This window comes from Martinezella lusitana, from assembly GCF_014207095.1.
Lineage (GTDB): Bacteria > Pseudomonadota > Alphaproteobacteria > Rhizobiales > Rhizobiaceae > Rhizobium > Rhizobium lusitanum_B.
The window spans coordinates 52,247-76,892 of the sequence record NZ_JACHBG010000010.1; the positions used below are offsets into that span (position 1 = coordinate 52,247).

General features: G+C 55.9%; 19 protein-coding genes. 7 read left to right on the plus strand and 12 right to left on the minus strand.

Features of this window, described 5'->3' with window-relative positions; translation table 11 throughout:
• Position 1: 1 nt before the first annotated feature.
• From GGD46_RS20205 to GGD46_RS20220, 4 genes are all read right to left on the minus strand, one after another.
• A complete protein-coding gene (locus GGD46_RS20205; RefSeq protein WP_184707180.1) occupies positions 2–916 on the minus strand; it encodes a branched-chain amino acid ABC transporter permease in 915 nt (304 codons plus the stop codon).
• A 90-nt stretch (positions 917–1,006) separates the two neighbouring features.
• Positions 1,007–2,197 (minus strand): ABC transporter substrate-binding protein, encoded by a 1,191-nt coding sequence (locus GGD46_RS20210; RefSeq protein ID WP_210325654.1) that lies wholly within the window; start codon positions 2,195–2,197, stop codon positions 1,007–1,009.
• Positions 2,198–2,256: 59 nt separating this feature from the next.
• Positions 2,257–3,168, minus strand: coding sequence for a fumarylacetoacetate hydrolase family protein (locus tag GGD46_RS20215; protein ID WP_184707181.1), 912 nt, complete (start codon positions 3,166–3,168; stop codon positions 2,257–2,259).
• 12 nt (positions 3,169–3,180) lie between these two features.
• Positions 3,181–4,305 (minus strand): cupin domain-containing protein, encoded by a 1,125-nt coding sequence (locus tag GGD46_RS20220; RefSeq protein WP_184707183.1) that lies wholly within the window; start codon positions 4,303–4,305, stop codon positions 3,181–3,183.
• A gap of 793 nt (positions 4,306–5,098) precedes the next feature.
• Here GGD46_RS20220 and GGD46_RS20225 point away from each other — a divergent pair.
• A complete protein-coding gene (locus GGD46_RS20225) occupies positions 5,099–6,628 on the plus strand; it encodes a Fic family protein (protein WP_246806418.1) in 1,530 nt (509 codons plus the stop codon).
• Between the two features lie 322 nt (positions 6,629–6,950).
• Here the strand turns inward: GGD46_RS20225 and GGD46_RS20230 are convergent, their stop codons facing one another.
• Positions 6,951–7,505 (minus strand): ATPase, T2SS/T4P/T4SS family, encoded by a 555-nt coding sequence (locus tag GGD46_RS20230; RefSeq protein ID WP_246806399.1) that lies wholly within the window; start codon positions 7,503–7,505, stop codon positions 6,951–6,953.
• Positions 7,506–8,312: 807 nt separating this feature from the next.
• Between GGD46_RS20230 and GGD46_RS20235 the strand changes: the two genes are divergently transcribed.
• From GGD46_RS20235 to GGD46_RS20255, 5 genes are all read left to right on the plus strand, one after another.
• Positions 8,313–9,341 (plus strand): DUF3616 domain-containing protein, encoded by a 1,029-nt coding sequence (locus tag GGD46_RS20235; RefSeq protein WP_246806400.1) that lies wholly within the window; start codon positions 8,313–8,315, stop codon positions 9,339–9,341.
• Positions 9,342–9,395: 54 nt separating this feature from the next.
• Positions 9,396–10,628, plus strand: coding sequence for a murein L,D-transpeptidase catalytic domain-containing protein (locus tag GGD46_RS20240; protein WP_184707187.1), 1,233 nt, complete (start codon positions 9,396–9,398; stop codon positions 10,626–10,628).
• A 27-nt stretch (positions 10,629–10,655) separates the two neighbouring features.
• Positions 10,656–13,193, plus strand: coding sequence for a hypothetical protein (locus GGD46_RS20245; RefSeq protein WP_184707189.1), 2,538 nt, complete (start codon positions 10,656–10,658; stop codon positions 13,191–13,193).
• A gap of 42 nt (positions 13,194–13,235) precedes the next feature.
• A complete protein-coding gene (locus GGD46_RS20250) occupies positions 13,236–14,504 on the plus strand; it encodes a hypothetical protein (protein WP_184707191.1) in 1,269 nt (422 codons plus the stop codon).
• A gap of 342 nt (positions 14,505–14,846) precedes the next feature.
• A complete protein-coding gene (locus GGD46_RS20255) occupies positions 14,847–15,443 on the plus strand; it encodes a hypothetical protein (protein ID WP_184707193.1) in 597 nt (198 codons plus the stop codon).
• Positions 15,444–16,050: 607 nt separating this feature from the next.
• Here GGD46_RS20255 and GGD46_RS20260 read toward each other — a convergent pair.
• Positions 16,051–17,238: a Fic family protein gene (locus GGD46_RS20260; RefSeq protein WP_210325655.1), complete on the minus strand. Its 1,188-nt coding sequence runs from the start codon at positions 17,236–17,238 to the stop codon at positions 16,051–16,053.
• Positions 17,239–17,956: 718 nt separating this feature from the next.
• Here GGD46_RS20260 and GGD46_RS34495 point away from each other — a divergent pair.
• Positions 17,957–18,247 (plus strand): transposase, encoded by a 291-nt coding sequence (locus GGD46_RS34495; RefSeq protein WP_184707195.1) that lies wholly within the window; start codon positions 17,957–17,959, stop codon positions 18,245–18,247.
• Positions 18,248–18,598: 351 nt separating this feature from the next.
• On the opposite strand, the gene rnk is transcribed toward GGD46_RS34495, so the two are convergent.
• The 6 genes from rnk to GGD46_RS20295 form a co-directional block, all read right to left on the minus strand.
• A complete protein-coding gene (rnk, locus tag GGD46_RS33835) occupies positions 18,599–18,997 on the minus strand; it encodes a nucleoside diphosphate kinase regulator (protein WP_313206319.1) in 399 nt (132 codons plus the stop codon).
• Positions 18,998–19,386: 389 nt separating this feature from the next.
• Complete coding sequence (locus GGD46_RS20275; RefSeq protein ID WP_184707199.1) at positions 19,387–20,325, minus strand: carbohydrate kinase family protein; 939 nt, start codon at positions 20,323–20,325, stop codon at positions 19,387–19,389.
• A gap of 10 nt (positions 20,326–20,335) precedes the next feature.
• A complete protein-coding gene (locus GGD46_RS20280) occupies positions 20,336–21,538 on the minus strand; it encodes a PLP-dependent aspartate aminotransferase family protein (RefSeq protein WP_184707201.1) in 1,203 nt (400 codons plus the stop codon).
• Between the two features lie 32 nt (positions 21,539–21,570).
• Positions 21,571–22,410, minus strand: a complete 840-nt coding sequence (locus GGD46_RS20285) for a carbohydrate ABC transporter permease (RefSeq protein ID WP_184707203.1) — start codon at positions 22,408–22,410, stop codon at positions 21,571–21,573.
• Positions 22,407–23,297, minus strand: coding sequence for a carbohydrate ABC transporter permease (locus tag GGD46_RS20290; protein ID WP_184707205.1), 891 nt, complete (start codon positions 23,295–23,297; stop codon positions 22,407–22,409). Before GGD46_RS20290 ends, GGD46_RS20285 begins: the two co-directional genes overlap by 4 nt.
• A gap of 74 nt (positions 23,298–23,371) precedes the next feature.
• Complete coding sequence (locus GGD46_RS20295; protein ID WP_246806401.1) at positions 23,372–24,622, minus strand: ABC transporter substrate-binding protein; 1,251 nt, start codon at positions 24,620–24,622, stop codon at positions 23,372–23,374.
• Between the last annotated feature and the right edge of the window lie 24 nt (positions 24,623–24,646).

Below are 24,646 nucleotides of genomic sequence, written 5' to 3' on the forward strand. Positions count from 1 at the left end.
ATCAACTCCTCGCCGGTAGCAGGCCCAATGGGCGGAAAAGAAGTACCACGGCCATCAAAAGATAGATGCTGGCCGACACGAGCCCGGCGCTCAGTGTGTCAGCGGTAGAAGGAGGCAGCAATAGTTGCATCAATTGCGGAAGATAAGCACGCCCCATACTGTCTACCATGCCAACAAGCAACGCACCGACAAGAGCGCCACGGATTGATCCGACACCGCCGATGACGATGACGACGAAAGTGGTGATGAGAACCCGTTCACCCATTCCGATCTCAATGGCCAGGAGCGGCGCGGCCATTATCCCTGCCAGTCCGCATAGCGCACCACCAAGACCGAAGAGCATGGTGTAAAGGCGTCGGACGTTGATCCCGAGCGCATCTACCATTTCCCGGTCGTCCGCGCCCGCCCGGATCAGCATGCCAATGCGAGTTTTGTTGACGAGCAACCATAACCCCACCGCAACGATGGCTCCGACGACGATAAATGCGAGGCGCATCACGGGGTAATCCAACCCCGGCAAGACCGGAACGGCACCCTGCAGAGCAGGAGGAATGTCCACGAATGGCGGTTGACGCCCAAAGATCATGCTGACGGCCTCATTGGTGAACAGAATGAGCCCGAGTGTCGCCAAAACCTGATAGAGATGATCGCGTCGGTAGAGCCACTGAATAACCGAAAGCTCAATCGCCATGGCATACAAGCCGGCCCCTACAACCGCAGCGACCATCCCCAATAAGAAGCTTCCTGTTCCAAGAATGGTGAAGGCGGCGCAATAGGCTCCGACCATGTAAAATGCACCATGGGTCAGATTGATCACTCCCATGATACCGAAAATCAACGTCAACCCGGACGCCAGCATGAAAAGCATCGCGCCGTATTGCAGGCCATTGAGCGCTTGTTCGATGAATAGCAACATTCACCTTCCTCACCATAAAATACGCAAGCCGAAGGCCCCATCCAGGGATTGCTTGCGCTCCTCCCTGAAAGGGGCCGTCATCAAGCGCCGTTACTTCATCGAGCACTTGGACGCATAGGCGTCGTGGTAGTCGGATGCGACCTTTCTGACGATTTTCTGGACAATCTTGCCGTCCGCGTTCTTTTCAAACTTCGTCAGATAGTAGTCCTGGATCGGATGCTGATTAGACCCCATCTTGAAATTGCCGCGGATCGCCGTGAAATCGGCTTTGCGCAGGGCACTGCGGAAATCGCCATCCTTGCTGAGATCGCCGTTTACGGCCTTCAAACCCGCCCCGATCAGGTGAGCAGTGTCGTAAGCCTGTGCGGCGTAGATCGTCGGATCGCGGCCATAGTCCTTACGAAAGGCCTCGACGAAAGCCTTGGAGGCGGAATTGTCGGTTTCTGTGGTCCAGAGCGCGGAGGCATACACGCCGTCCGCAGCATTGCCTGTCGCCGCGATCATGCGCGCATCCATGGAGAAGCTCGGAATGACCATCGGGATCGATGTGCTCATACCCGAATTGGCATATTGCTTGGCAAAATTGATACCCGCACCGCCGGGGTGGAACTGATAGATGGCCTCGGGCGCAAGCGACTTGATGCGCGCAAGCTCGACGGAAAAGTCGGTCTGGTCGAGCTTGGTATAGATCTCGCCAGCAATCTCTCCCTTATACGTCCGCTTGAAGCCCTCAAGCGCATCGCGCCCGGCCTGATAGTTCGGCGCGAGAATGACCATCTTCTTGAAGCCGAGCTCGTTGGCCGCAAGGCCGGCAGCCTCGTGAAAGGCGTCATTCTGATAGGAAGCAACGAAATAGTTCGGATTGCATTTTTCACCGGCAAATGGCGAAGGACCGGGATTGTTGCTCACGTAGAAAGCATTTGCACCCAAGACGCTCGGCAGGGCCGCCATCAGTACGTTGGAGAAGTTGATGCCGGTATAGAGCTTGATGTTGTCACCCAGCATCTTATCGACGATCTGCTTGCCGTTGGCGGGCTTTAGTGCATCGTCTTCGACTTTCAGCGTGACCGGCACGCCACCAAGCTTGCCCCCCTCCTCCTTGAGGGCAAGATTGAAGGCATCGCGAATATCCTCGCCGATATAGCCGGCCGGCGTCGACAGCGTGGTGATCAACCCGATCGTGACGGGCGGCTTATCCTGCGCCATCGCCGGAAACGAGGCGACGATGGCGCCCATCGCAACCACGTTCATAAGGCTACGTCTTGTCCATTTCAGTGACATATCAAATTCCCCTTTTTGTTGAATGGAGCCAGAGGCTTCGATTTTGATTTTGTTTGCCGTCAGACGGCGACTACAGGATGCCGGATCGTACCTATTCCCTGCACCGTGGCTTCGACGACATCGCCTGGCCACATCCATTCCTGGGGCGTGCGGCCAGCGCCTACCCCCTCCGGCGTACCCGTGGCGATGATGTCACCCGGCTCCAACGTGATACCGGAGCTGATATCAGCAATCAGCGTCGGCACGTCGAAGAGCATGAAACGCGTATTGGAACGCTGCTTTTCCACGCCGTTGACGGTGAGCCAGAGATCCAATTCGTGCGGATCAGGGATTTCATCCGCCGTGACGATGCAGGGGCCGAAGGGTGCATAGGTGTCCTGACCCTTGGAGAATATCCATTGTCCAGCGCGACGGTTATCACGGGCGCTGACGTCGATCATGACGCTATATCCGAAGACATGAGCGAGCGCCTGCTCCTTGGAAACGCGTTTGGCGGTGACGCCGATGATAGCTGCCAGCTCCACCTCCCAATCAAGCTGTTGAGTGATGCGCGCATTGTGCTCGATCGCGTCACCGGGTCCGATGACCGTCGTCGGCGGCTTCGAAAAAATAACCGGCTGCTTCGGGAGGTCCTTAGACGTATCGAGCGACTTTGCCGATTCCGCGACATGCTCGACATAGTTGAGGCCGATACCGAAAATGTTCTTGCGCGGACGCGGAATGGGAGCCAGCAGCTTCACATTGGCCAGCGGCTGAGCGATCCCCGCAGCGAAGCGACCCTGACAATCGCTGAGGATTTCCCCCAGCCGCTCGACGCCAATGCGTCCGAAATCAATCAAGCCCAGCATCGTGTCGGGTAGATCCACACCGACCGTTTGCCCAAGCAACGCCACGTCCACGACGAGATCGCCCTGGATGACACCAAGCCTTGCCGCAGCCTCCGCTCCGCTTCGGTAGGTTACAAGACGCATGATATATCTTCCTTATTCCTTGATCGGCTGATTGCCGCCATTGTCCGCGAACGCCTGTTCGCGATAGAGTCCGAGTGAATGCATGACCGGCATGTCGTTGAACGAGAACAGGCAGGCATCATCGCGGTCCGAGGCGTTGGCATGTTCGTGCCAGGCCCAGGAGGGTACGCAGAAAATGTCGCGCTCCTTCCAATCAAACCGCTTGCCGTTGATGACGGAGTAGCCGCTGCCCTTGGCGCATTGATAGAGGACGCTGCCAGTGTGTCGGTGGGCCTTGGTCGCCTCTCCCGGGCGCAGCATCTGCATGGATGCGCCGATCGTCTGCATGACCGGCCCACCCGTCATCGGGTTGACATAGTTCATGAACACGCCGTCGAACGCCGAACCCGGAGTGGCCTTGGCGTAGCGGGTAAGCGCCTCATAGGTCGGTGCCCACTCATATTTGAACAGCGGCGAATAGGCGTGACCCCATTTGCCTTCGGCCGGCCGCAAGCCAGGGTTCCCCCAGGTCGCCGTCATGTCATCTATCGGGTGGCCCACCGCCTGGCGCAAATCCTCATGCACCGCGTAGAAATTGGCTTCGAGCGCATTGACCAGTGGGATATCCAAACCATCCTGCCAAATGCAGGGCGTACCGTCCTCGGAAATGCCGTGCTCATGCCAGGTGCCGTTTGGCGTGAGAACGAAATCATTCGCGCCGAGGGTCATCTTATGACCGTCTACGATGGTATAGGCGCCCGATCCTTCCATGATGAAGCGCAAGGCGGATGCGGAATGCGCATGGGCAGAGGCCGCCTCGCCCGGATGCATCACCTGAAGGCCGGAATAGAGCCAACCAACCGCGGCCGCAACATCTTGCCGGCCGGGATTGTTGAGGTAGATCACACGGCGACCAGCCTTTTCGGGCGTAACCAACTCGACTGAGCGCAGCACGTGATCACGCAGGTCAGAATAACGCCACAGAACAGGCACCGACGCCGATTTGGGCTCCCAAGGCTCGATCTTGTTGGCGACCGTCCACAGGGCGCCGGCCTTATGCTTTTCCAGATCATCATAGTAGGCCAGCAGCTCCGGGGTGTCTTCGACATTTGCACGGCCCGCCGTGTTCTCGCGATGGTTTTCGCGTGCGTTGCTCATAACAGATCCTCCTAACCCTCTTAATTTCCACAATACACACGATTTTATAAAATCAAAGAGATTTTGGATAGAAATGCAAACCCGTGCGAAAGCTTGTATCCGTGAAACAACCAACCGAAATCCTAGCAGCCACGTTCATCGTGACTGCATCGTCTCGAAGGTACTCCCCAGGCGGATGGTGCCTGATCCAATCCTTCGCAGGCGAATAGGGTACTCTCGCGCTGAGGTTCTCTGAGGCAATCTGCCCGGCGAAATCGAGGAGGGCCGCGTCGCCAACTGACGGTCCTGAGAGGACACCTCGAGTTTGATTACTAGCTAGGGCATAGCTGGCGTCTCCGCGCCTCTGCATGAAAGCGGTGTGCGAATCCTGAGCGCTTGTTATGGACGTGATTTTTCCGAAGAGAACGATCTGCTTCCTCACCTCGGTCCGCTTGATTTGCCTACGCTCAAGGAGCGGATGATCAACGGATATATCACTGGCGGGCATCCATGATCCGGAGCACGTCGAACGGCTTCATCAGGGGCTTATCCGCCTCTTGACGCGATCGGCCGAAAAACCGGGCAGAACGCGGTCTCGAAGCCTCGCATCCGACAGGAACAACCCTAAATAAGCACTGCCAAGCCATGCAGCCCGATATTGATTTTTGACACATCGTGCCAAAATTCAACGTTTTTAAACGACGATAATCGTTTTTAGACGGCTAGGAGAATTTCCCCGCAATTTGTTGTGTTTTTAGGCGCCAGGAGCCATAACTGCATCAAAGTAGCGATCGATATCGATCGGGGATTGAGCATGCTAGAACGGCGAGTTGGCCAAAATGCATTGTATCACAATTTGGAACTGGAGGTTATCCCGCCTCCTGCCGAATCCTGGTGCGGACCGACGTCGAGAAAGACGATCATAGAAGGACGCCGGATCATAGAAAAATATCCACTCGTGTACGCGCCATCGGATACGGTTGCCGGCCACCTGAAATTCGCGCTGAAACACGAAACGCTCGATATGGGTGTCATCGCTGCGACCATGAGGGCGGCTGATCCCAACGAATTGGAAAAATGGGTAGAAAGTGAGCCGACTGGCGCATTTTCCCGGCGCGCTTGGTTCCTTTACGAGTGGTTCACCGGAAAAAACCTCAATCTTCCCGACGCCTCGTCCGGCAACTATGTCGACGCCCTCAATCCAAAATTGAATATAGGCTCCCATGGCACAAACTTGCCGCGGTATCGCGTCGTAGACAATATGCTTGGCGTTTCAGGCATGTGTTTCACTGTCAAGCCTTCTCAGGCAATTGGTAGGTATCGCACTTCGGCGCTGAATGAGCGAGCCCAGGAAATCGTGAATAGCGCTCGACCCGAGGTGTTGGAGCGAGCAATTCAATACCTTTTTACGAAGGAGACGAAGTCCTCTTTCGAAATCGAGCACGAAGAGGCGACGGCACAAAAGGCGGAGCGCTTCGTTGCCGCCTTGAAGAGTACGGCGTCCTTTGAACCATCAAGCTTCGATGATCTGATCCAACTCCAGAACGTGATTGTCGACCGGCGTTATGCGGCAACTGCGTTCCGAGATTTCCAGAACTTTGTCGGTGAAACTATCGGCCCCGACCAGGAGAAGGTACATTTTATTTGCCCAAAGCCGGAGGATATCCAAGAGCTTATGCGTGACTGGGGAGCCATGTGTCACCGTCTACGAGGCATGTCGGACCCCGTCATCGCATCGGCAGTGGTTGCGTTTGCGTTTGTCTATCTACATCCGTTTGAAGATGGCAATGGCCGTATACATCGGTTTCTCATTCATAACATTCTATCGAGAGAGGGCTTTACGCCGCCCAATTTTCTCTTTCCGATCTCGGCGGCTATCGTTCGAGATGTCCGCGGATACGATAGGACGTTGGAGAGCCTTTCGACGCCCGTTATGGAAAGAACAGCTTGGGCATGGGACAAAGAGTACAACATCATCGTCAAGAACGATACAGACCACCTTTTCCGCTATTTTGATGCCACTGAACACGTCGAATTCACATATGCAAAAATTGAGGACACAGTCCAAAAGGACTTACGTGAGGAAATTGATTACATCACGTTGTTCGACGCGGCCCTCAAAGCGCTAAACCGGGCAATTGATATGCCCAACCGACAGGCGTCGTTGTTCGTGCGCCTCTTCATGCAGCAAGGCGGCATCTCGAAGAAGAAAAGGGAGTTGTTCAAAGAGCTCTCCGATGAGGAGGTTGGCCGGCTTTCCGCTGTGGTTAGAGATGCGATTACCGATACCGGTCATGCAAACGACGACAATGTCGAAGCGGAAGACAAAGGACCTGGTTGGTAAGTCTCGATTCACGCCGGATTACAATGCAGCGAGCGCAGCCCTTCCCTTGAGATATCCAGCCTCGCGGGCTGATTTTGCCAAGTCATTGCGGCACGAGAGGATCGTGCTGCTCCAACCCCAATGGGTTCAAGACCTACCTTCGGCGTCTCGCAGCACGCTCTGCCTCTGCAGTTATTCGAGTTGGACGCCGATGATGGCCGGCGCCCCATTCAGTTCATCCCGGCCACCTCGTCAGATCGACACGATCCGGCCGAGTGGGAGCCTACAAGCCGCTTGCTGGCTCCGCTTTCTTCCCTGGTTGCAGACCTACCGGCGTTCCTAGTCAATCCATGTTCTGCGAGGGACGATAGACTTCCAGAACCCCACGCTGCCCGTGGCGACGACCGACCTGGATGACGAGGTCAATCGTCTTTTTGGCATAGTGGATGATTTCGCCATAGGTCATTCGCACGCCGGAACGCATCACCATCAGCGCCAACCGGTCGAATGCAAGCTCTGGGCTATCGGCATGGATGGTGGTGATTGCGCCGGGATGACCGGTATTGATGGCTTCCAGGAAGTCATAGGCCTCCACGCCACGGATTTCGCCGACAATAATGCGGTCCGGCCGCATGCGCAGGCAGCTTTCCAGAAGGCGCGACGGGCTGCGGGCAGATTTCTCCTTGCGGTCGGCAATCAGCCCCACCTGGTTCATATGCGGTGGATGTAGCTCCTGCGCATCTTCGATCGTGATGATGCGCTCTCGTGCGTCCGCCATCGACAGAAGTGCTCGTGCAACGGTCGTTTTACCGGACGATGTACCGCCGGAAATCAGAATGTTGAACTTCTCGTCGATCGCCTTGCGGAACAGACCCTGGAGATCTCCGGTTTGCGCCATCGAAGCGATGGCCTTGTGCCGCTCGCGCCGGTCGTCCTCGACCTTGAGATCTGGCCACCGTCAACGAACTTAATCTCTGCAGATTCCAACGTGCGTGAGAGATATTTGAGGATCGACAGCGACACGCCATGTTCGATGGCGGGTTCGATGACGACCTGCACGCGCTGTGGGCTATCCTCGTTGTTTGTGGCTCAGCCGAGTTGCTCGGCGAATGATCGCTTGGAGTTCCGAACGGATGAGCAGGCACGGATATGATTTGTTATTCTTGTCAGTACCCTTACCGCTGTCGCTCGGTTTCGGGGTCGCCGGCGGGGCGATGACCGCGTCTTGGATACGGTCGGGATTTTGACCGGTGATGAGGACTTTTGCATCGCGCCCTGGCTGCGGGGATTCGGTGCGACCCGCTTTAGGGAGCGGTCGACTCTGCGAGACGGATCGGGTGTCGCTAACGCCAAGTCTCGAAAGCGCTGGCTATCGATGGATACTAAAGCGTCGAGACAATTCTTTCGACCGTCGGTGCGGAATGGGCGGAGACGCAAAGTTTCGGTAAGGATTAATAACGATTAATGGGGTCGCCTTCGACGATCTTTCTCAATACATCGGGCCTACAACCCTCGTTGGCACCTGCTCGTAAACTATATTGCTTTCGCAACGACCGTTTTGGCACAGCCAGAATTAACCTCGTCTGGTATTCCGTGACTAGTAGGCATGAACGCCTGTTGGTAGTGACAGCAATCGGACTAGCCCGAGATCGGCCATTGCCACCTATGGCCCATCCGGCTGAGCGTACCGAGTGAATTTGCTATCTTGACGCGCACCCTTTGCGAGTGTTTTATTGTTTTTCGCCTCGACTTTACCGAGAGGCTGGGTGTCATCGGAGGGGTCCGAGTGGGAAATGGCAGCCGTCTACGCTTCTTGTTGTTATTTTCCTCATTCCTGCCGGTGACTGCCGACGCGGGGGGTCGCTCGTATACGGGTATTTGCGAAGCGTCAGCTGCGGTGGCCATCGACGCATCGCGCGTTGCTATCGCGAGCGACGATTTCGATAAGATCCTTACCTATGATCGGGGTAAGCCTAAACCTGTCGGACAATTTGAACTAGGCGAGGTATCAGACGTTGAGGCGGCCGCGCGTATCGGAGATATGATCTTTTGGCTTACGTCGCATTCGCTCAACAAGGATGGTGATGACAAAAAAAAGCGGAAGGTATTGTTTGCGACAAAGGTAACGGTGAACGGTGATCTCGAAAGTGCGGGTACGTTCTACAGAAATTTACGCAGTGATCTAGCAGGGGCGCTTGGTCGCACCGACGATCGATTGGCTCCGGGGCTCAACATAGAGGGCATGGCGGATACGCCGGAGGGCCACCTGCTAATTGGCCTGCGGGGGCCCGAGACGCTGCCCGGTGACAGGGCCATACTGGTTGAAATCGACAATCCGTTGGAACTTGTCTCGCTTGCGCCTGGTGTAAATGCGGCGGCCAAGATCGGCCGCATCGTCACCCTCGATCTTTCGGACGGGCCAGGCACGAGGGGCCGTGGCGTGCGAGATATAGTTCGAGTTGACGACCGATATATTATTATTGGTGGCTCGGAACCAGATGGAGGTAATCCACCACCGAAGCTTTTCTGGTGGGACGGAAAGACTGGTGATGATGCGACCGTGGGGCCTCCAGCAAATTTCTCGGGAATGACGCCGGAAGCGATTGTCGCTTGGAGCAACCATGAGGGTGAAGTTTTTAGTGATAACGGCGGCACAGTGATCCAAGGCAGCGAATGCTCCGACAAGAAGCCGCCTTCAGGCGCCTTTTTTCCAGCTGTCGATATTCAGTTCTGATCATAACGATTACGTCCATGTGGCATTTAACGAGCTCTGGGGGAGGGCCAGTCGATGTCTCTGTTCAATCAGTCTTTTGTTGATCATGTCACTGCGGATCTTCCCATCTTGCGCGGGCAGACACAGATCGCAGGCATAAAGGCTATCATAGACGGCTTTGAAGGACAGCTGCCTGGTGCAGACGTCCGTTGGCTTGCATACATGCTCGCGACCGCTCTACACGAAACGGCAGCGAAAATGGAACCGGTCAGGGAGGCCTTTTGGAACTCGGAGGAATGGCGAAAAGCTCACCTTCCTTATTTCCCGTACTATGGCCGCGGCTACGTGCAGCTAACCCATAAAGAAAACTACAAGAGAGCAGGGGACGATGTTGGAGCGGATTTCGTTACGTATCCCGATTTAGCGTTGCGCCCCGACTATGCCGCGCACGTAATGTGCATCGGAATGAAAGAAGGTTGGTTTCGCGCTGATTCTGACGGTCGGCATACACTGGGACGATATTTCTCGGAACGAGTCGACGATCCTGTTGGTGCTCGCAAAATCATTAATGGCAAAGAGAAAAAGATTGTAGCTGGTAAAAAGACAACGGTCGCTGCCATCATCGCAGGTTACTACTCTATTTTCCTCTCAGGTCTTCAGTCCAAATCGAGTTCACAAATAGCCGCGGTCCAAATGGTGTCAGATCAATCCGCGGCGCCATTTTTGGCTGCTTCCCTCGATCTCGTCAGCAATCGCTTCGATAACGAGCGGACTGCTTTACTTGCCCTCGCTGAGCCGCTGTCGCTATCGGAACCGATGACCCACATGGTTGACGTTCGCGATACAAGGTTTCCGGCGAGCCACCCGCGATTTTGGGGAGTTATAGATTTCCGCCAACGTTCAGATCAGAAGCGATTTCATATCTTTGATATCGAAGCAAAGAGCGTCAATTCCTATCTCTGCGCCCACGGCAAGGGATCGGATTTGGAAAATACCGGATTTGCGACATCCTTTTCAAACGAGGATGGTTCGAACATGTCATCTCTCGGAGTCTATCAGTGCGCCGAAACCTACATCGGCGAGCATGGGTATTCGATGAAGCTCGACGGACTGGAGCCTACCAATAATCTCGCTCGTCACAGGGTAATTGTCGTTCACTCAGCGGACTATGTGAGTGACGACTTTGCGCAGAGAAATCGCCGCGTGGGCCGTAGCTTGGGATGCCCGGCGGTCGACGCAGCGTTCAGCGAAGAAATAATCAACTGCCTGAAGATGGGTTCATTTCTCATCGCGTGGACTAAGGCTTAGTCACCTCGAAGCGCGGGAAACGGGACTGTGTCTTTCAAAACAGATGAGGTCATTCCAAACGAAACCGATCGTGGCCTGTTGCGGCGGAACGCCGAGGTCGGCGGCGCTATCCCTACCTTTGGGGGCACTCGCCGGCGGGCAACGCTCGCTCATCATTGGATGATCAATGTACTATCTAAAGAATGGAGCCTGGCCCACTGGCGAAATTCCTGTGGTTTCTTGCGATGCCGGTCGGCTGGTGGGATGGTCTCATCCAAAAGGCTCGCAGGATTGGGGCATTGTATTTTCTATATCTGTCTCTGTGTGACCCAAAATTTGGCGTTTGGGAACGACTTCTCCGGATCAATTCCTCCGGGCATCGTCGGGCCGTCGGTTTATCGAGCGGACATTGTGCAGGAATTGGATTGCGGCAAGTCTCTCATTTTGTGCAACGGACCGCTAAATTTTGTCTCTTTCATGAACGCTAAGGCAGCCACAAGGGGAGCGGAAAGAAATAGTAACCCCTTCAACCTACGGATCGCTCGACTTGTGCTTCAAACCGTCACTCAGCAGATCGATACGGTTCGTAAGGACGGCGGCGCTGATAGTGGAATGCAGATGGATTTACGGTTTCTAAGTCATCCGGACTCCAAGGCTGAGCTCGTCGGCGTCATTAACCGAATGGATCGACAGTTCATTAAGGACGCAGGTAGTGGTCTCACCGACGAGCAGCAATCTTGCGGTGAGATCGCCATCATATACCGATTTGGATACAATTTGAGGGATGGCGCTCAGAAATCCCGATTGCCGATAACAATGAATCTGGTCTTCCCGGCTTTGCCAAAGGGAAGCAAAGTCAGCTGCCGGGAGATCGCAAGGCGGTGGGTTGCCTACATGGCAGACGAAAGTGCGGGTCGGAAGTGGACAGCGGATATGCTGCTCGATCCGGCAACTGGCCCTCTAGCGTTGATCAATGGTAGTGATCTACTGAGACTTGAACTGAACATACAAGCCTACCGGTTTGCCGCGGGGGATACAGAGCACGCACACGGCTTCGGATCGCAGGCGAAGTACTTGATGCGAGTGTTCCAGTGGGTCCCAAAGCATCAAGTGTTTGAACCACTGCTACTCACAAACGAAATCGATCGCTCTCACCTCCTATGTTCTCAAACTGATGGATCGGCGGCTTGTGTTGAAAAAAGCCGTCTGCGCGATAAGCTCGTCGCCTACCTGCAGCGTCCTGCTGTAGTTGCTTCAATTGACAGGGGAACGCTAAACATCCCGAGCGAATTTCTGTCCTACTCGGCCACATCAATCTCTCCGGGGGGGGACGTCCGCTCGGAGAACCAGTTGTTTTGGAATGCGACGTCGCCGTCGCAACAGATCATTAGCGACGATGAAATCAAGATTGCTTTGGACGGATTTGCGGCCACTGGACAGCAAACCAGCTTTATCAAGTCACCCGACGACTTTCGGGCCCGCCTAAACGAAAGTGCTTGTACAGGATGTCATCAGACGCGCGCAATTGCAGGGTTTCATTTCCCTGGGCAAGATCGTGATGATACTCCTCGTGAAAACGCGGTGGCACTTGCTGGTTCTCCCCTCTTTTACGGCGATCAGCCGAGAAGAAGGAAGATCGTAACACTCATGGCCGCGCGGCCAAATGCCAAGCTGAATGAGTACGAGCTCGCCGCAAGCTATTCCTCTCGTCCCTTGAATAGCTTTGTTGCCGAACTCGAAGGGACGCAGCTACTTGGTGGCTGGGGAGGCGCCTGTGTTGTGCCAAATGCTCTCTCTTCGACGCAGAGACAATGGCTTTGTCAGCCCCACCTGGAGTGCAAGCAACTCTTCAAGACACCGAATGAGCCGATTGTCGGAACATGCGTGCCAGAGGGCGAACGAAAACAGGTTGGCGATCCGCTCCAGGTCGGAATTGTAGCCACGAAAGCCTTTGGCATCGACAGCTATCAGAGGACGGCACCTTCGGGTCCGACAACGCTAATTCCTGCGAACGTTCTCCCAAAAGACGCACCGGATGGGAACTCTTATTACGGTGCTCATCAAGAGTATTATGAAGGCCTTAAGCACCCAACAACGCGGGATGAGATCAGGGACCAGCAAACAGGCGGATTTCCCGCTGGTATGCTGCGCTTGTCGGAATGCATCGGCCTGCCAGACGAAGCGAGTTGCGGATTGGTGGCGTCCACGGGCTTCAACGATTGCGTGGAACGAATTGGAAACGCCTCTTCAGACAACACAACGCTCGCTCAGTGTTTTTCAACCTTTACATCCCTTGCTGGTCTTCGAGCGTGCGACGCGGCCTCACCCTGTAGAGACGACTACATCTGCGTGAAACCGATGGCAGATACCGGAAGAGACGCTCTCTTAAAGTTCAATGAGAGAGCGCGGCTACTCGATCACAGCGCGTTCTTTCGCGAAGTCGTCAATCGCGATTATGACAAGGCCCAATATTACGGGCAGACCCGGCCCGACGGCAAATGGATGATGCGAAACGATAGGCGAGGGGTATGCATCCCACCGTATTTCGTATTTCAATTTCGATCTGACAAACATCCCAGGCCGTAGCCGCGATAAATAGTAACGCATTCGACCCTATCGGAGAACAGTATGGCAAGGCTCAAGTTATCCGTGCTCGCAGGGATTCTAATCGTGCTTTCGTCAGTAAACTGCTACGCTGATGCACTTTACAAGTTCCACGGCGCGCCGCTTTTCGACGGTAAATTTGGACCTGTAGCGAACCTCCAGCGGGCAATGATAGCCGGGCTGAAAGCATGTGGCAAAAATGTTGCCTCCAACGTCGATGGACGGTTTGGTCCCGCAACGCGATACGGGCTTGGTCTCCTTAGCAAGTGCCCCGAAATAGCGCCGAAACTAGCGGGGGATGCCGAAGCAGCTGCAGGATCGTTGACGACAGCATTTTGGATGGCATTGCTGCCGGAGATGTCGCCTCCTTCGCTCGACCAGCGAGCGCAAACCATCATGTTGACCTACGAGGCCACCGACTACACGGAGATGGAATGGAATTTTTGCCAGTCCAATCCGCTCTATGATCCGAACCGCGGGAACAAACTCTGCTATTCAAATGACCCCAGATCCTATCTGACCTGGGGACCAAACGGCGCCACTGCGGGCGGCGGCCACGAGGTGCAGCTTATTCTCCAAGCATTGGACAAAGCGGATCCGGGGTATATCGACAGTTCCTTTGGTGGGGAAGCTTCGGCAATCCGCCGTATGTTCGAAATGAGAGATCGGGATCAGGATCGGAGCCTAGAGACCTACTTGTGTTCGGTTTGGGCATCTCCCGGAAGGCGAGCGGCGTGGAAATCAGGTTTCAGGACTCTGGGGGCAATTCCGGCCGCCAGGGAAACGTTCGATCGCCTTTATAAAAGCACTAGCCTCGACGGGGGAAAAGTCGCCTCATTTTACTATGCGTATGCCGCTAATCACCTCGTCCCTACGGAAGCGGACTACGGTTTCTTCAAAGATCGCGCCGCTCACACCAGTGTTGATTATGATGAGATAAAAAAGGCCATCGGTGACCAGTTGCGCCGTGCACCCGATTCAAAACCGTGGCAAGTCCGTCAGGCAATCGCTCGTAACGTTCGCCCAAACAATCAGAGGATGGATAGGCTTGGACGAGATGTTGCTTTTTACATTGATCTGGGGGAGCGGCTCTTGAATGCGGAGGAAATTAGCGCGTGGAAAGCACGAGGAACCGTTTGGGCCTCCAGCGCAGGGCTTTTGGATGAGCAACAAGCACCCGGATTTAAACCTGAAGCGCCAATTGATACCTCACTAGCTAACCCCAGCAGTTTGACATTCGCAGAACGACGCGCTTGCCCACAGGCGGTTTTGGACACGCGTCAACCCGGCTGAAAGGAGGTAGTGCCGCTTCGCGTACGGTTCGCGAGCAGCACGCGTCTCAAACGCGGCCCCGCATGGCGAGAGCTGGCGCAGTTCCGAGAGCTCTATGGCGTCTGCATCTTAATGTTGTGCATAAGTCTACAAATCAATCCACCTCTCCGTTGAAGCAGTGCGAGTTCAAGTAATAATCACGCGCGACCATAATCTCATTTCTGTGGGGTACTGCGAGATTCGCGGATTGGGAGATCAAGCTTAGTTTCAGTAAATATTGGCGAGGAGGTCAATAAAGTGCTGCTAGAACCGCGTCAAAAAGCAATTATGTTATTGTGCGTATCTAGCCTTTTGGGAGGATGCGTGAGTGCGAATGTAGTGCATAGAGCTGAAATTAAATATATCGAAAATAAAGATGTGGGAACGAAAACTCTGGCCGATAATACTAAGTTGGCGGGCGCGCTAGCGGACCAGTATATCACGTTGTCCGACCAAGCTTCCAGCGCGCAGGATATTGCCGCGCTCGGTATCATCGCATCTGCTGGCGTGGCGGCCGGGGGTATGCTTTACGACGCTAATTTGAATTTGATCAAGGGCGCCGGGCTCGCTGCAGGCACGTTGACGGCGAGTTCAACTTATTTCAAACCGGGCGAAACAAGCTCGGCCCTGCTGGATGCTGCAGAACAAATGATTTGCCTCCGTAAGGCGGGAGAACCGTATTTGGCAAAGTTCGGGAACGACCCGCAAGCGGGTGAAATTTTGAAGGGCGGCATACTCACAGTTCGCTTAAATCTTCGCAAAAGGCTCAATCGGACATTGCCAGATTATCGAAATCTTGTCGAAAATCTGAAGGCATCGCTTCAACAAGCCCCCGCGGGTGGCGTCCACGGGCTAAGCGACGAAGAAAACCTGAGCCTTTTGCGGGCGAGTGTAGCGAGTTGCGTTCTTCCCGGAAGCTAAGATTGGGGCTCCATGGGCATTTCTACAATAATACCATCTAAGGGAGATCGAAGTTGTTTGGATTGAAGCGGTTAGCACGGATCGGCCGGAAGCGTTCGAGGGGTCGGTCAATTTCGTTCCAGAGATAGTCGCCGGTGAGTGCGATACGCGGCCGGTGAAGCTGTGCTGCGACCTGGGAGAGCAGCTCCGCGGGAATATCGATGCCCTGCGCGAACCGAAAAATTGGATCGCATCTTCGAACGCCCGCGGCGTCTCAAGCTGCGCCTCGTCAACAGAATCCAGAAAGAACCAGGCCTCCTCGGTTGATGCAAGCCAGCTTTCAAACGCCTCTGTGGTGCCGATTTCAAAGGCGGTATCGAAGGTGCTATTGAGCTTCTCGATCCGGATGAAGAAAGCCTTTTACCCTTTTCAGCAAGCTTGCGCGCCTGATTGCGGGCTTCGAAGGTCTTTCCGGCGCCAGGCTCTGCCAGAATGAGAACGCGATAGAGGTTCTCCAGAGCGCGCCAATGCTGGGCAGTGCCGCCGGCGACCGGGTTGAGAAACTCCCAATCCCCGCGCTGTGGCGCTGCCGGATAAAACCGCCTGACGAGGATGACTGTCTGTTCCTTCATTTGCCTGATCCCGCATTGGCTGGGTAGAGGTTTGGAAACCACCGCTCGGCCGTGTCCGCCGAGAAGGCGAGGCGAAGCGGCGCCCTATGCGAAGTCGCGGAAAGCATCCCGCGCTCGACGAGCGCCGAGGTAACGTTACGCGCCGCCCTCTCCTCGTAACCGGTTATCATTTGAATTTTCGAACGCTCCACCTCACCAGCCAGGACAGCCTCGCGAAGGACCCGGAAACTGCCCTTGGGGAGTTTCTTGGCGCGGATTTCTTCCTCGATGTGGATTTCGATGCGCATAAGAAGCTTATCGGTCTCGATTAGGCCGCTCATTAAACGGATTTGGTCGATCGCCTGGTCGAGGAAGAAGTCGCAGAAAGCGACCAGCCCCCGATGGGTGAGATTACCCCTCCCGTCGCGATCGCCAGCACGCGGACCGTCGGCAGCCATGAGAAGCGCCTTATATTTCTTTTCTTCTCGCGCGAGACCCCGGGCGACCGACCAGAGGCTCGTCCCGACGCCAAGGCGCTTCAAGAGCGCATGCGACATCAGACGCGCCACACGGCCGTTGCCATCAAGGAAAGGATGGATCCAAAGAAAACGATGATGGACGGCACCTACAGATTGGAGTTGCTGCGATCGGGTTAATGGTGGACTCTGATAGGCCTTATCGAACCGGACCATAAAACGCGGCAAATCGATTGGTTCGGGCGGCAGATGGCGGCCTACTTGGACGTCCCGGTTTCGCCACTCTCCTGGAATGATTGGCACACGGTCGCCAGTCGTGCGATTAGACACCCAGAGCATCTCTGGGGGAAGGCGAGAGCAGAACTCCTCATGGAGCCAAGATGCATAGGCGGCTGAAGCCGGCCAGACATCTGGATCGTCATCTATATCGATCAATTTCTGAACATGAATATGGGCGATAGCTTCCTGTTGAAGCTCCCGCCGCTCAGGCTCCTCAGAGAAGTCGTTCGCCAGCGCCCGATCAATGTCGCGTGGGTGCGTGTCGTGCCCCTCAATAAGATTGGAGTAATAACAATTCATGGAACGTACGAGGTCACCGATCGAACCAGCCAAAATCGGGTGAACTCGACCGGCCAGCTGATTGGCCTCGCCAACTAGCGTCAAAACTTTATCTCCAAGGGCGCCCTTTTCGTCCGAGGGCACCAACGGTTCCATAAATGCAATATCCATACCGTTTTTATGCCGGTTTCTCTGCCGCTTGTAAAGCGATCAAAATCAATATGGTATGGGATTATTTGTGAACCTATTTTGCCGGTTTATCTGCCGGTTCCCTATATTCAGCACGGCAGAAGTAACTGCGATGACAAGGACTGCACCCTACAGATCGCCAATTTGCCTCAGCTTCGGTCTCGCAGTTGGAACGCCGATGCTCTTCGCCGCCGATCATGCAGCTGAACGATGTACCTGGAGTCACGACGTAAGTGCGTGACCTTCAAATGTGCGATCCCGTGATAGGTATGGCCTTGTCGCAAAAATTCCGAGTTTTGTTCGGCTTTATAGCCTGGCTTCCACCCCGCCGCAGAATTAGGCGTTCCGCGACGGATATTTTAAAAACAGACATAGGATTTTGCGCCTTGCAAAGTGTGAAGGTGAACAAACTGACTTCGAACACCGAGACATGGTATGTGGATTTTACGCTCGGGCGCACATTAGTGCGACCTGCCGGAACGCTATGGCAAATGGAAGACGGTGCGTAAACGCTTCAGCGTTGGTGTCATGCCGGTATATGGGAACGGGTGTTCGAGGCGCTGAATACAGACCGCAACAACCAGTATCTGATGATCGACAGCACAATCGTTCGTGCCCATCAGCAAGCACCCTCCGAAAAAGGGGGGCCAAAGATCAGGCGCTAAGGCGTTCCTGAGGCGGACTGACCACCAAGATCCACATGCTGGTCGATGCCCTTGGCCGACCGCCGCGCTTCATCGTAACCGCCGGTCAGCTGGGCGACATCACACAAACGCCGGCTCTTCTGGAGGGACAGAGCGGCGATGCCGTGCTGGCAGATAAAGCCTATGACGGCAATGTCTTGCAGGAAACGATCACCAGTATGGGAGCCGAAGCGGTCATCCCGTCAAACCGCTTGCGCAAGATCATCGTCCCCCACGACGAAGATATAGGATTGTCGATGGCGCTGATGGAACTCTGTAGATCAGCGGCGTCGAACGCTCGTCGATAGATCTCACTTGCGCATAGAGATCGCTATCGTTGACCTGAGACTACCTACGGAAGCTGCAATCGATTGCTCTTGAATGGATCAGAACCGATGGAACCGATATTGCAAATTCCCGCAGCGACAGATTCCGAGCCAAGAACTTGGCTTGGCTGGAATGACCGTAGGGTTCGTGAACGCACTGGCGTACAGTGCCGGAACACGGCCGGTAAAGCAAATGGGGGCCGCAGCAGGATAGCGGTGCAGTCGAGAGACCATCTCATAACGACGTAAAGCATAACGTGGCTTTGGGAGAGTGCAGCGCGGGGCGTCGACATTTCGCGCGGCACTCGACGTTCACAACTCCATCGAGCGCAATCAGCGCCCAACGTCAATGATCGACAGGACGCGGACATGCCCGTCGCGCGCGATCCAGTTGATCGTCTGGCCCTTCGATAAGCCCAGCAACGCCACCCCGATGGGGGTGAGGATCGAGACCTTGTTCTCTTCGATGTCTGCTTCGCCGGGATAAACTAGGGTGACGGTTCGGGCTTCGCCGTTTGCGGTCGTGTAAGTTGCGGTCGACCCCATTTGGACGGTCTGACGCACCGCGGACTCGTCGACCATGACTGACGCGCGTTCCAGCTCAGCCATCAACTCATCTCCGACTACAGTCTCTCTATCCATCGAAGCCTGCGCCAAAGCGATTAATCTTGCATAGTCGGCGCTTCTCACAATGATGGGCGGCTTGCCGACCGCATTTGCAGTGTCGTTCACGCGAACTCTCCTGTAGCCAAGTGTTTCAATTCTTGGCGGATGAAATCTATTGGTTGTTGAGTCGCGCAAAAGAACAAAACGCTGTCGCTCCCGCCTCCCGGGGCGCGACCGCGACCGGGAACGGGCTAATGTCCTGCCAGGGGACACATACGATATAGCACGTCGAGTACGTTTTTGCTCATTTTGGCAACATCGCTTTCGCATGCACCCATGTCAAGCGATAGCTGTTCTCGCAGCATTTCGGTGTCGAATTGCGGCTGCCGGCCAGGCGAATACTTGACTAGCGGTTCGTGATACCACCGCAAGCAACAAGCCATTGGTGCGGGGTTGGATGCCGTATGATCGAGAGCATTTCGGCTTTGTCGTCCTGTGGTCCCAATTTCCAGGGACTATCGAGCGCCGGTCATCAGATTGAGGACTTCATCCAGACTGGGCATCGCCTGCCCTGCGCCCTTGCGGGTCACAGCAACGGCACCGAAGGCGTTGGCAAGGCGGCAACAATAGACGCCGCGGAGCCCAGTTATGCGCCCATGAATATGTCCGGCGGCAAAGGCATCGCCAGCGCCAACCGTGTCGACCACCTCGACGGGAAACCAAGGGGCGCTATCGCCGGTATTCGCCTGGCGCAGCAGGGAATCCGTCCCGTGCCCCTTGATCGCCACCCGCTTGACCCCCTGCTCCAACAAATCGGCAACCAGGCTCTCCAGAGTTTCATCTCTCGGCCGCCCCAGAAGCTGCGGCAGATCACCATCGGCGAGCAGGATTGTGTCCAGTTTCGACAATAGCGGCCGGAGCGCTTCTGCCAAAGCGGCAACAACGCCGCCTGGAACATCAAGCGTGATCGGTATCCCTCGCTGCTCGGCAATGTCGATCGCGCGCAACGCCGCTCCCGCCTGCCGTGGCTGCAGGAATGCGTAGCCGGACAAATGCAGCAGCGCCGCACCGGTAAGTGCTGCCTCATCGATCATATCGGCCGACAATTGCGCATTGGCGCCGCGATAGGCGAACATGGTACGCTCGCCCGTCGCGCTAACAGCAACCATGTTCAGTTGTGTGGGCTCGGCCGGGTCTTGGCCGATCCAACGGGTCGAGACCCCGGCTTTCTGCAATTCGGAAAGCGCCTGCCTTCCCCACGCATCCTGACCGACACGCCCAATTAAGCGGCATTCGTGCCCGGCGCGCGCAAGCGCGATCGCCGTGTTCGTCGCCGAGCCGCCGATCGCCACCGTCTGACCTGTCGCGATCGCCTCGCCACCCTCGCCCGGATAGGCGGGAATGTCGAGGACGAGATCGATATTGATATCGCCCAAAAGGGCAACCACTGCCATTCCATTCGCCTCAAAGATCGACGAGCATTTGCTCGATGGCCTGATCGACATCTGCGATGATGTCGTCGATATGCTCGATACCAACAGAGAACCGCACCAGACCGTCGACCACGCCCATAGCTTCGCGCTCCTGGCTTGGAATGTCGAGGAAGGCCATGGTGGCGGGAACCTGCGTGGTGGTGCGCAGTCCACCGAGGCTGGCTGCAAAGGAGCAGAGCTTCAGTCGCTTGAGCAGGCGAACGCCGGCTTCTTCGTTATCCACCTGGAAGGACAGCATCGCGCCGCCGCCGCGAAGCTGCTCGCTTGCCGATGCATAGTTCGGATGCGACGGCAGGCCTGGATAGAAGACGCGCTTGACGCGCGGATGTGCTTCCAGATGCTTGGCAAGTGCCAGCGCATTGGCGCACTGCTTCTCAAGGCGCAGCGCCAGCGTCTGTGCACCGCGCAAAAGGAGCCATGCATTGAAAGGCGAAAGTGGCGCGCCGAGCTTGTTCAGCGTGTTCCAGCGTACATCCTCCAGCCAGTCAGCCGGCAGGATTTCGGATTTCAGGGTAATGACGCCACCAACCGCATCATTGTGGCCACCGATGAATTTGGTTGCGCTTTCGACCACGACATCGACGCCGAATTCATGTGGGCGGCAAACAGCCGGCGACGCGAAGGTGTTGTCGCAGATAACGACGATGCCGCGGCTATGGGCGAGTTCCACCAGCTTGCGCAGCGGCGGCACCTTCATCGTTGGGTTGGCGATCGCCTCGACATAGAGAACTTTCGTTTCCTCCGTCAGCGCGTTCTCGACGGCACGCACGTCCGTGCAATCGACAAGCGTAACCTTAAGGCCAAAGTCCTGAGCGCGGTGATCGAAAAACTCATGCGTGCTCGAATAGGTCGTCAGATCCGCGACGATGTGATCGCCGGCCTTCAGGATGCCGAACAGCGCGTGCGAGATCGCCGCCATGCCGGAGGCCGTCGCAAGGCAGGCAGTGCCGCCGGTCAACTTCGCTATATGCTCCTCAAGCTTGTATTCGGTCGGATTGCCGCAGCGGGAATAGATGTTCACTTCCTTGCGCGCGCCGGCCACGATCTGGTCGTAAATGTCGCCGCCATACTGAAAATTCGCCGACATATAGATCGGATAGCTGATCGATTGCGAATGTTCTTCCGGCTCGTAGAAGACGGCTTGGCTGGCGAAATCGAGATTTTTGGAAGACATGGCATTTCTCCTGGAAAAATCGGACCTGTGGGTCATTCTTTCACGGCGCCTCCGACGAGGGCGGCCGTGATCTGGCGTTCAAAGAAAATGAAGAGAACGAGCGGTGCCACCGCGGCGATCAGGATCGCTGCAAGCATGACCGGGTAGTTGGTGATGTGCTCTCCGACGAAATCGGTAAGGCCGACGGGCAACGTCTTGCGAGAGGGGTTGTTGATGAAGACCATCGGGAACAGGAAATCGTTCCAGACCCAGATCATGTTGACGATGCCGGCCGTGAACATGGCTGGTCGGGCAATCGGAAACGCGATCTTGTAGAAGATGCGCCATTCGGACGCGCCGTCGACGCGACTTGCGTCGAAGAGCTCACGCGGCAGCGTATTGAAGAACGCCTGCATGATGAAGATTGAAACGGGTATGTTGAAAGCGGCAGTCGGGAGAATAACACCCAGATGTGTGTCCAGCAGGCCGACACCACGCAGCATGACAACGAGCGGGACCAGCGCCACATAGGCTGGGATCGCCATAGCAGCGGTCAGCGACAGCTCCAGCACCGGCATCCAGCGCGGTCGGTAGATCGCCAGCGCATAACCAGCAAGCGTCGAGGCAAATACCGTAATCAATGTCGCACCGACCATGATGATCAACGAATTGACTGCATAGCCACCAAGCGCGCCGCCACTCCAGGCACCGATATAGGCATCGAAATTCAAGCTTGTCGGCAGCGACCAGACTGAGCGCATGAATTCCTTGTTGGTCTTAAAGGTGCTGTAGATCATCCAGATGAAAGGAAAGATGACCAGCAACACATGCAGCGTCAGGACGACAAGCACGACACTGTGCGTGAGGCTCCAGCGGCGGACGGCGGTGCTCATGCGTCCCCCTTGCGCTTGAGGAACCGGAAAACGATCCAGGCTGCAAGCGCAGTCAGCACCATCTGCGCAAAGCCGATCGTGGCCGCATAACCCATCTGGAAGCTGCTGAAGCCCATCTTGTAGAGGTAGGTGGAGACCACTTCGCTGGCGTGACTCGGACCGCCATTGGTCAATACGAATACCAGGGAAAACGTCTTGAGCGAGCCGATAATCGCAAGCAATGAATTGGCGCGGACGGCATCCCATACCATGGGAATGGTGATGGAGAAAAACTTGCGGAAATCGCCGGCGCCGTCGATCTCGGCCGCCTCGTAGACGCTTTCAGGCACGCTGCGCACCGCGGAGGTGAACAACAGTACGTAGAGGCCGAGATAGGTAAAGCTCATAACGACGACGACAGCGGTGAAAGCCGTGTCGGATTCGCCAAGCCATCCGCGCTTCAGGCTATCGAGACCGGCGAGCTTCAAGGCGGCATTCACCAGCCCAAAATAGGGATTGTACATGAAGCGCCAAAGAAGGCCGATGCAGATCTCGCTCACCATGACGGGCACGAGATAGAAGAACAGAAAGATGCGGCCAAAAGCGGGAACAATGCGCACGAGGCAATAGGCGATCGCCAGCGCCAGGAACACCTGAAAGACAATGGCGGAAAGGGCAACGAGAAGATTGCGCCCAAGCGACGACCAGAAGACAGAGTCCGCTGCAAGGCGCAGGATATTTCCGGCACCGACGAAAATCGGAGCCGAGGCGCCGTCCCACTGGAACAACGAGAGCCAGCCGGCATAGGCGACCGGATAGGCGACGAAAACGCAAATGAGCAACAGGGCTGGCGAAAGGAACAGAAGTGCCGCCCGATTGTGTGTTTTTGCTAGGCCGTCAGTGCTCATAATCTTGCCGGTTTTGGGACTTGCCTTAAGGCCGCCGCTTATGCGGCGGCCCTTTGATTTGACGAGACCGAGCGTTATTTGCTGGTCTTCAGCGCGTCCTCGAGACGCTTTGCAGCATCTGCGGGCGCAACGGAGCCATCGAGAACACCCTGCAGGGACGTGTAATAGGTGTTGGTCGCAGCCGGAGGCATGGCCGTATCGTAGAAGGAGTCGAGATGGCCGGCCGCGCTGACCAGGCCGTTGCTGATGGCGTAGAGCACCGGACCGGCCGCAGCTTCCGTGGTCGCGCCCTTGACGGTCACCATCGTCTTGCGCAGCTCGACATACTTGGTCATCACCTCTTTCGAGGTGAGGAATTTCAAGAGAGTCACGGCACCTGCCTTGTCTTCGGCCTTCTGTGAGATTCCGAAGGAAGCTGCAACGCCGGCAAGGACATCGGATTGGTCGCCCGCACCGCCCTGAACGGAAGGAAAGGCGAAGGACGCAAGTTCAAAGCCCTCGGGCGCATCGGCGGACGCACCGATCTGCCATGTGCCATTCAGCATCATCGCGGCCTGGCCGTTCAGGAACAGCATGTTGGCCTCCTGGTCGCTCATGCCGTTGAAGCCGGTCGGGAAATACTGCTTCTTGGCGATCTCCGCGACCTTCTCGAACGCCTTGCCACCTTCGGGACCGAAGGTTGCCTTGGCATCGCCGTTGACGAAGGATGCGACCACGCCCGAGCCCTTCAGGCGCATTTCCAGATACTGAAACCAGAAAGTGGCCGGCCAGGAATCCTTGTTGCCGAGAGCAAAGGGCACTTCGCCGTCGGCCTTGATCTTTTCGGCCAAGGCCATCAGCTCGTCATAGGTCTTGGGAACCGCCCAGCCCTTTTGGGCAAACAGCGCCTTGTTATACCAGAAGACGACGGAATCGACGTCGACAGGCACTGCGTAGGTATGGCCGTCCTTGCTCGTTTGAGCGATGGCACTTTCGAGGAAACTCTGGCGCCAGGCATCCTTGGCGAGATCCTGGTCCAACGCATACATCTGCCCGCCCTTGACGAAGGCGTTCAAAAAGCCGCCAGGCAAGGTGTAAAACACGTCCGGGGGATTGCCCGATGCCATCGCCGTGTTCAGCTTGGTCTTGTAGGCGGATTGTTCGGCGGCAACGACATCCAGCTTGATGTCCGGATGCTTCTTGGCGAATTCGCCGAGCGCGAAATTGATGAAATCGACCTTGTCCTGCTGGCCTGCATAAGCATGCCAGAACGTCAGCTGGCCGGCCATTGCCGGAACTGCGCCGAGCACTAGAGCCGCTCCCATGAGAAGACTTTTCAGCTTCATCATATCCTCCTCACCCTCCTCAAA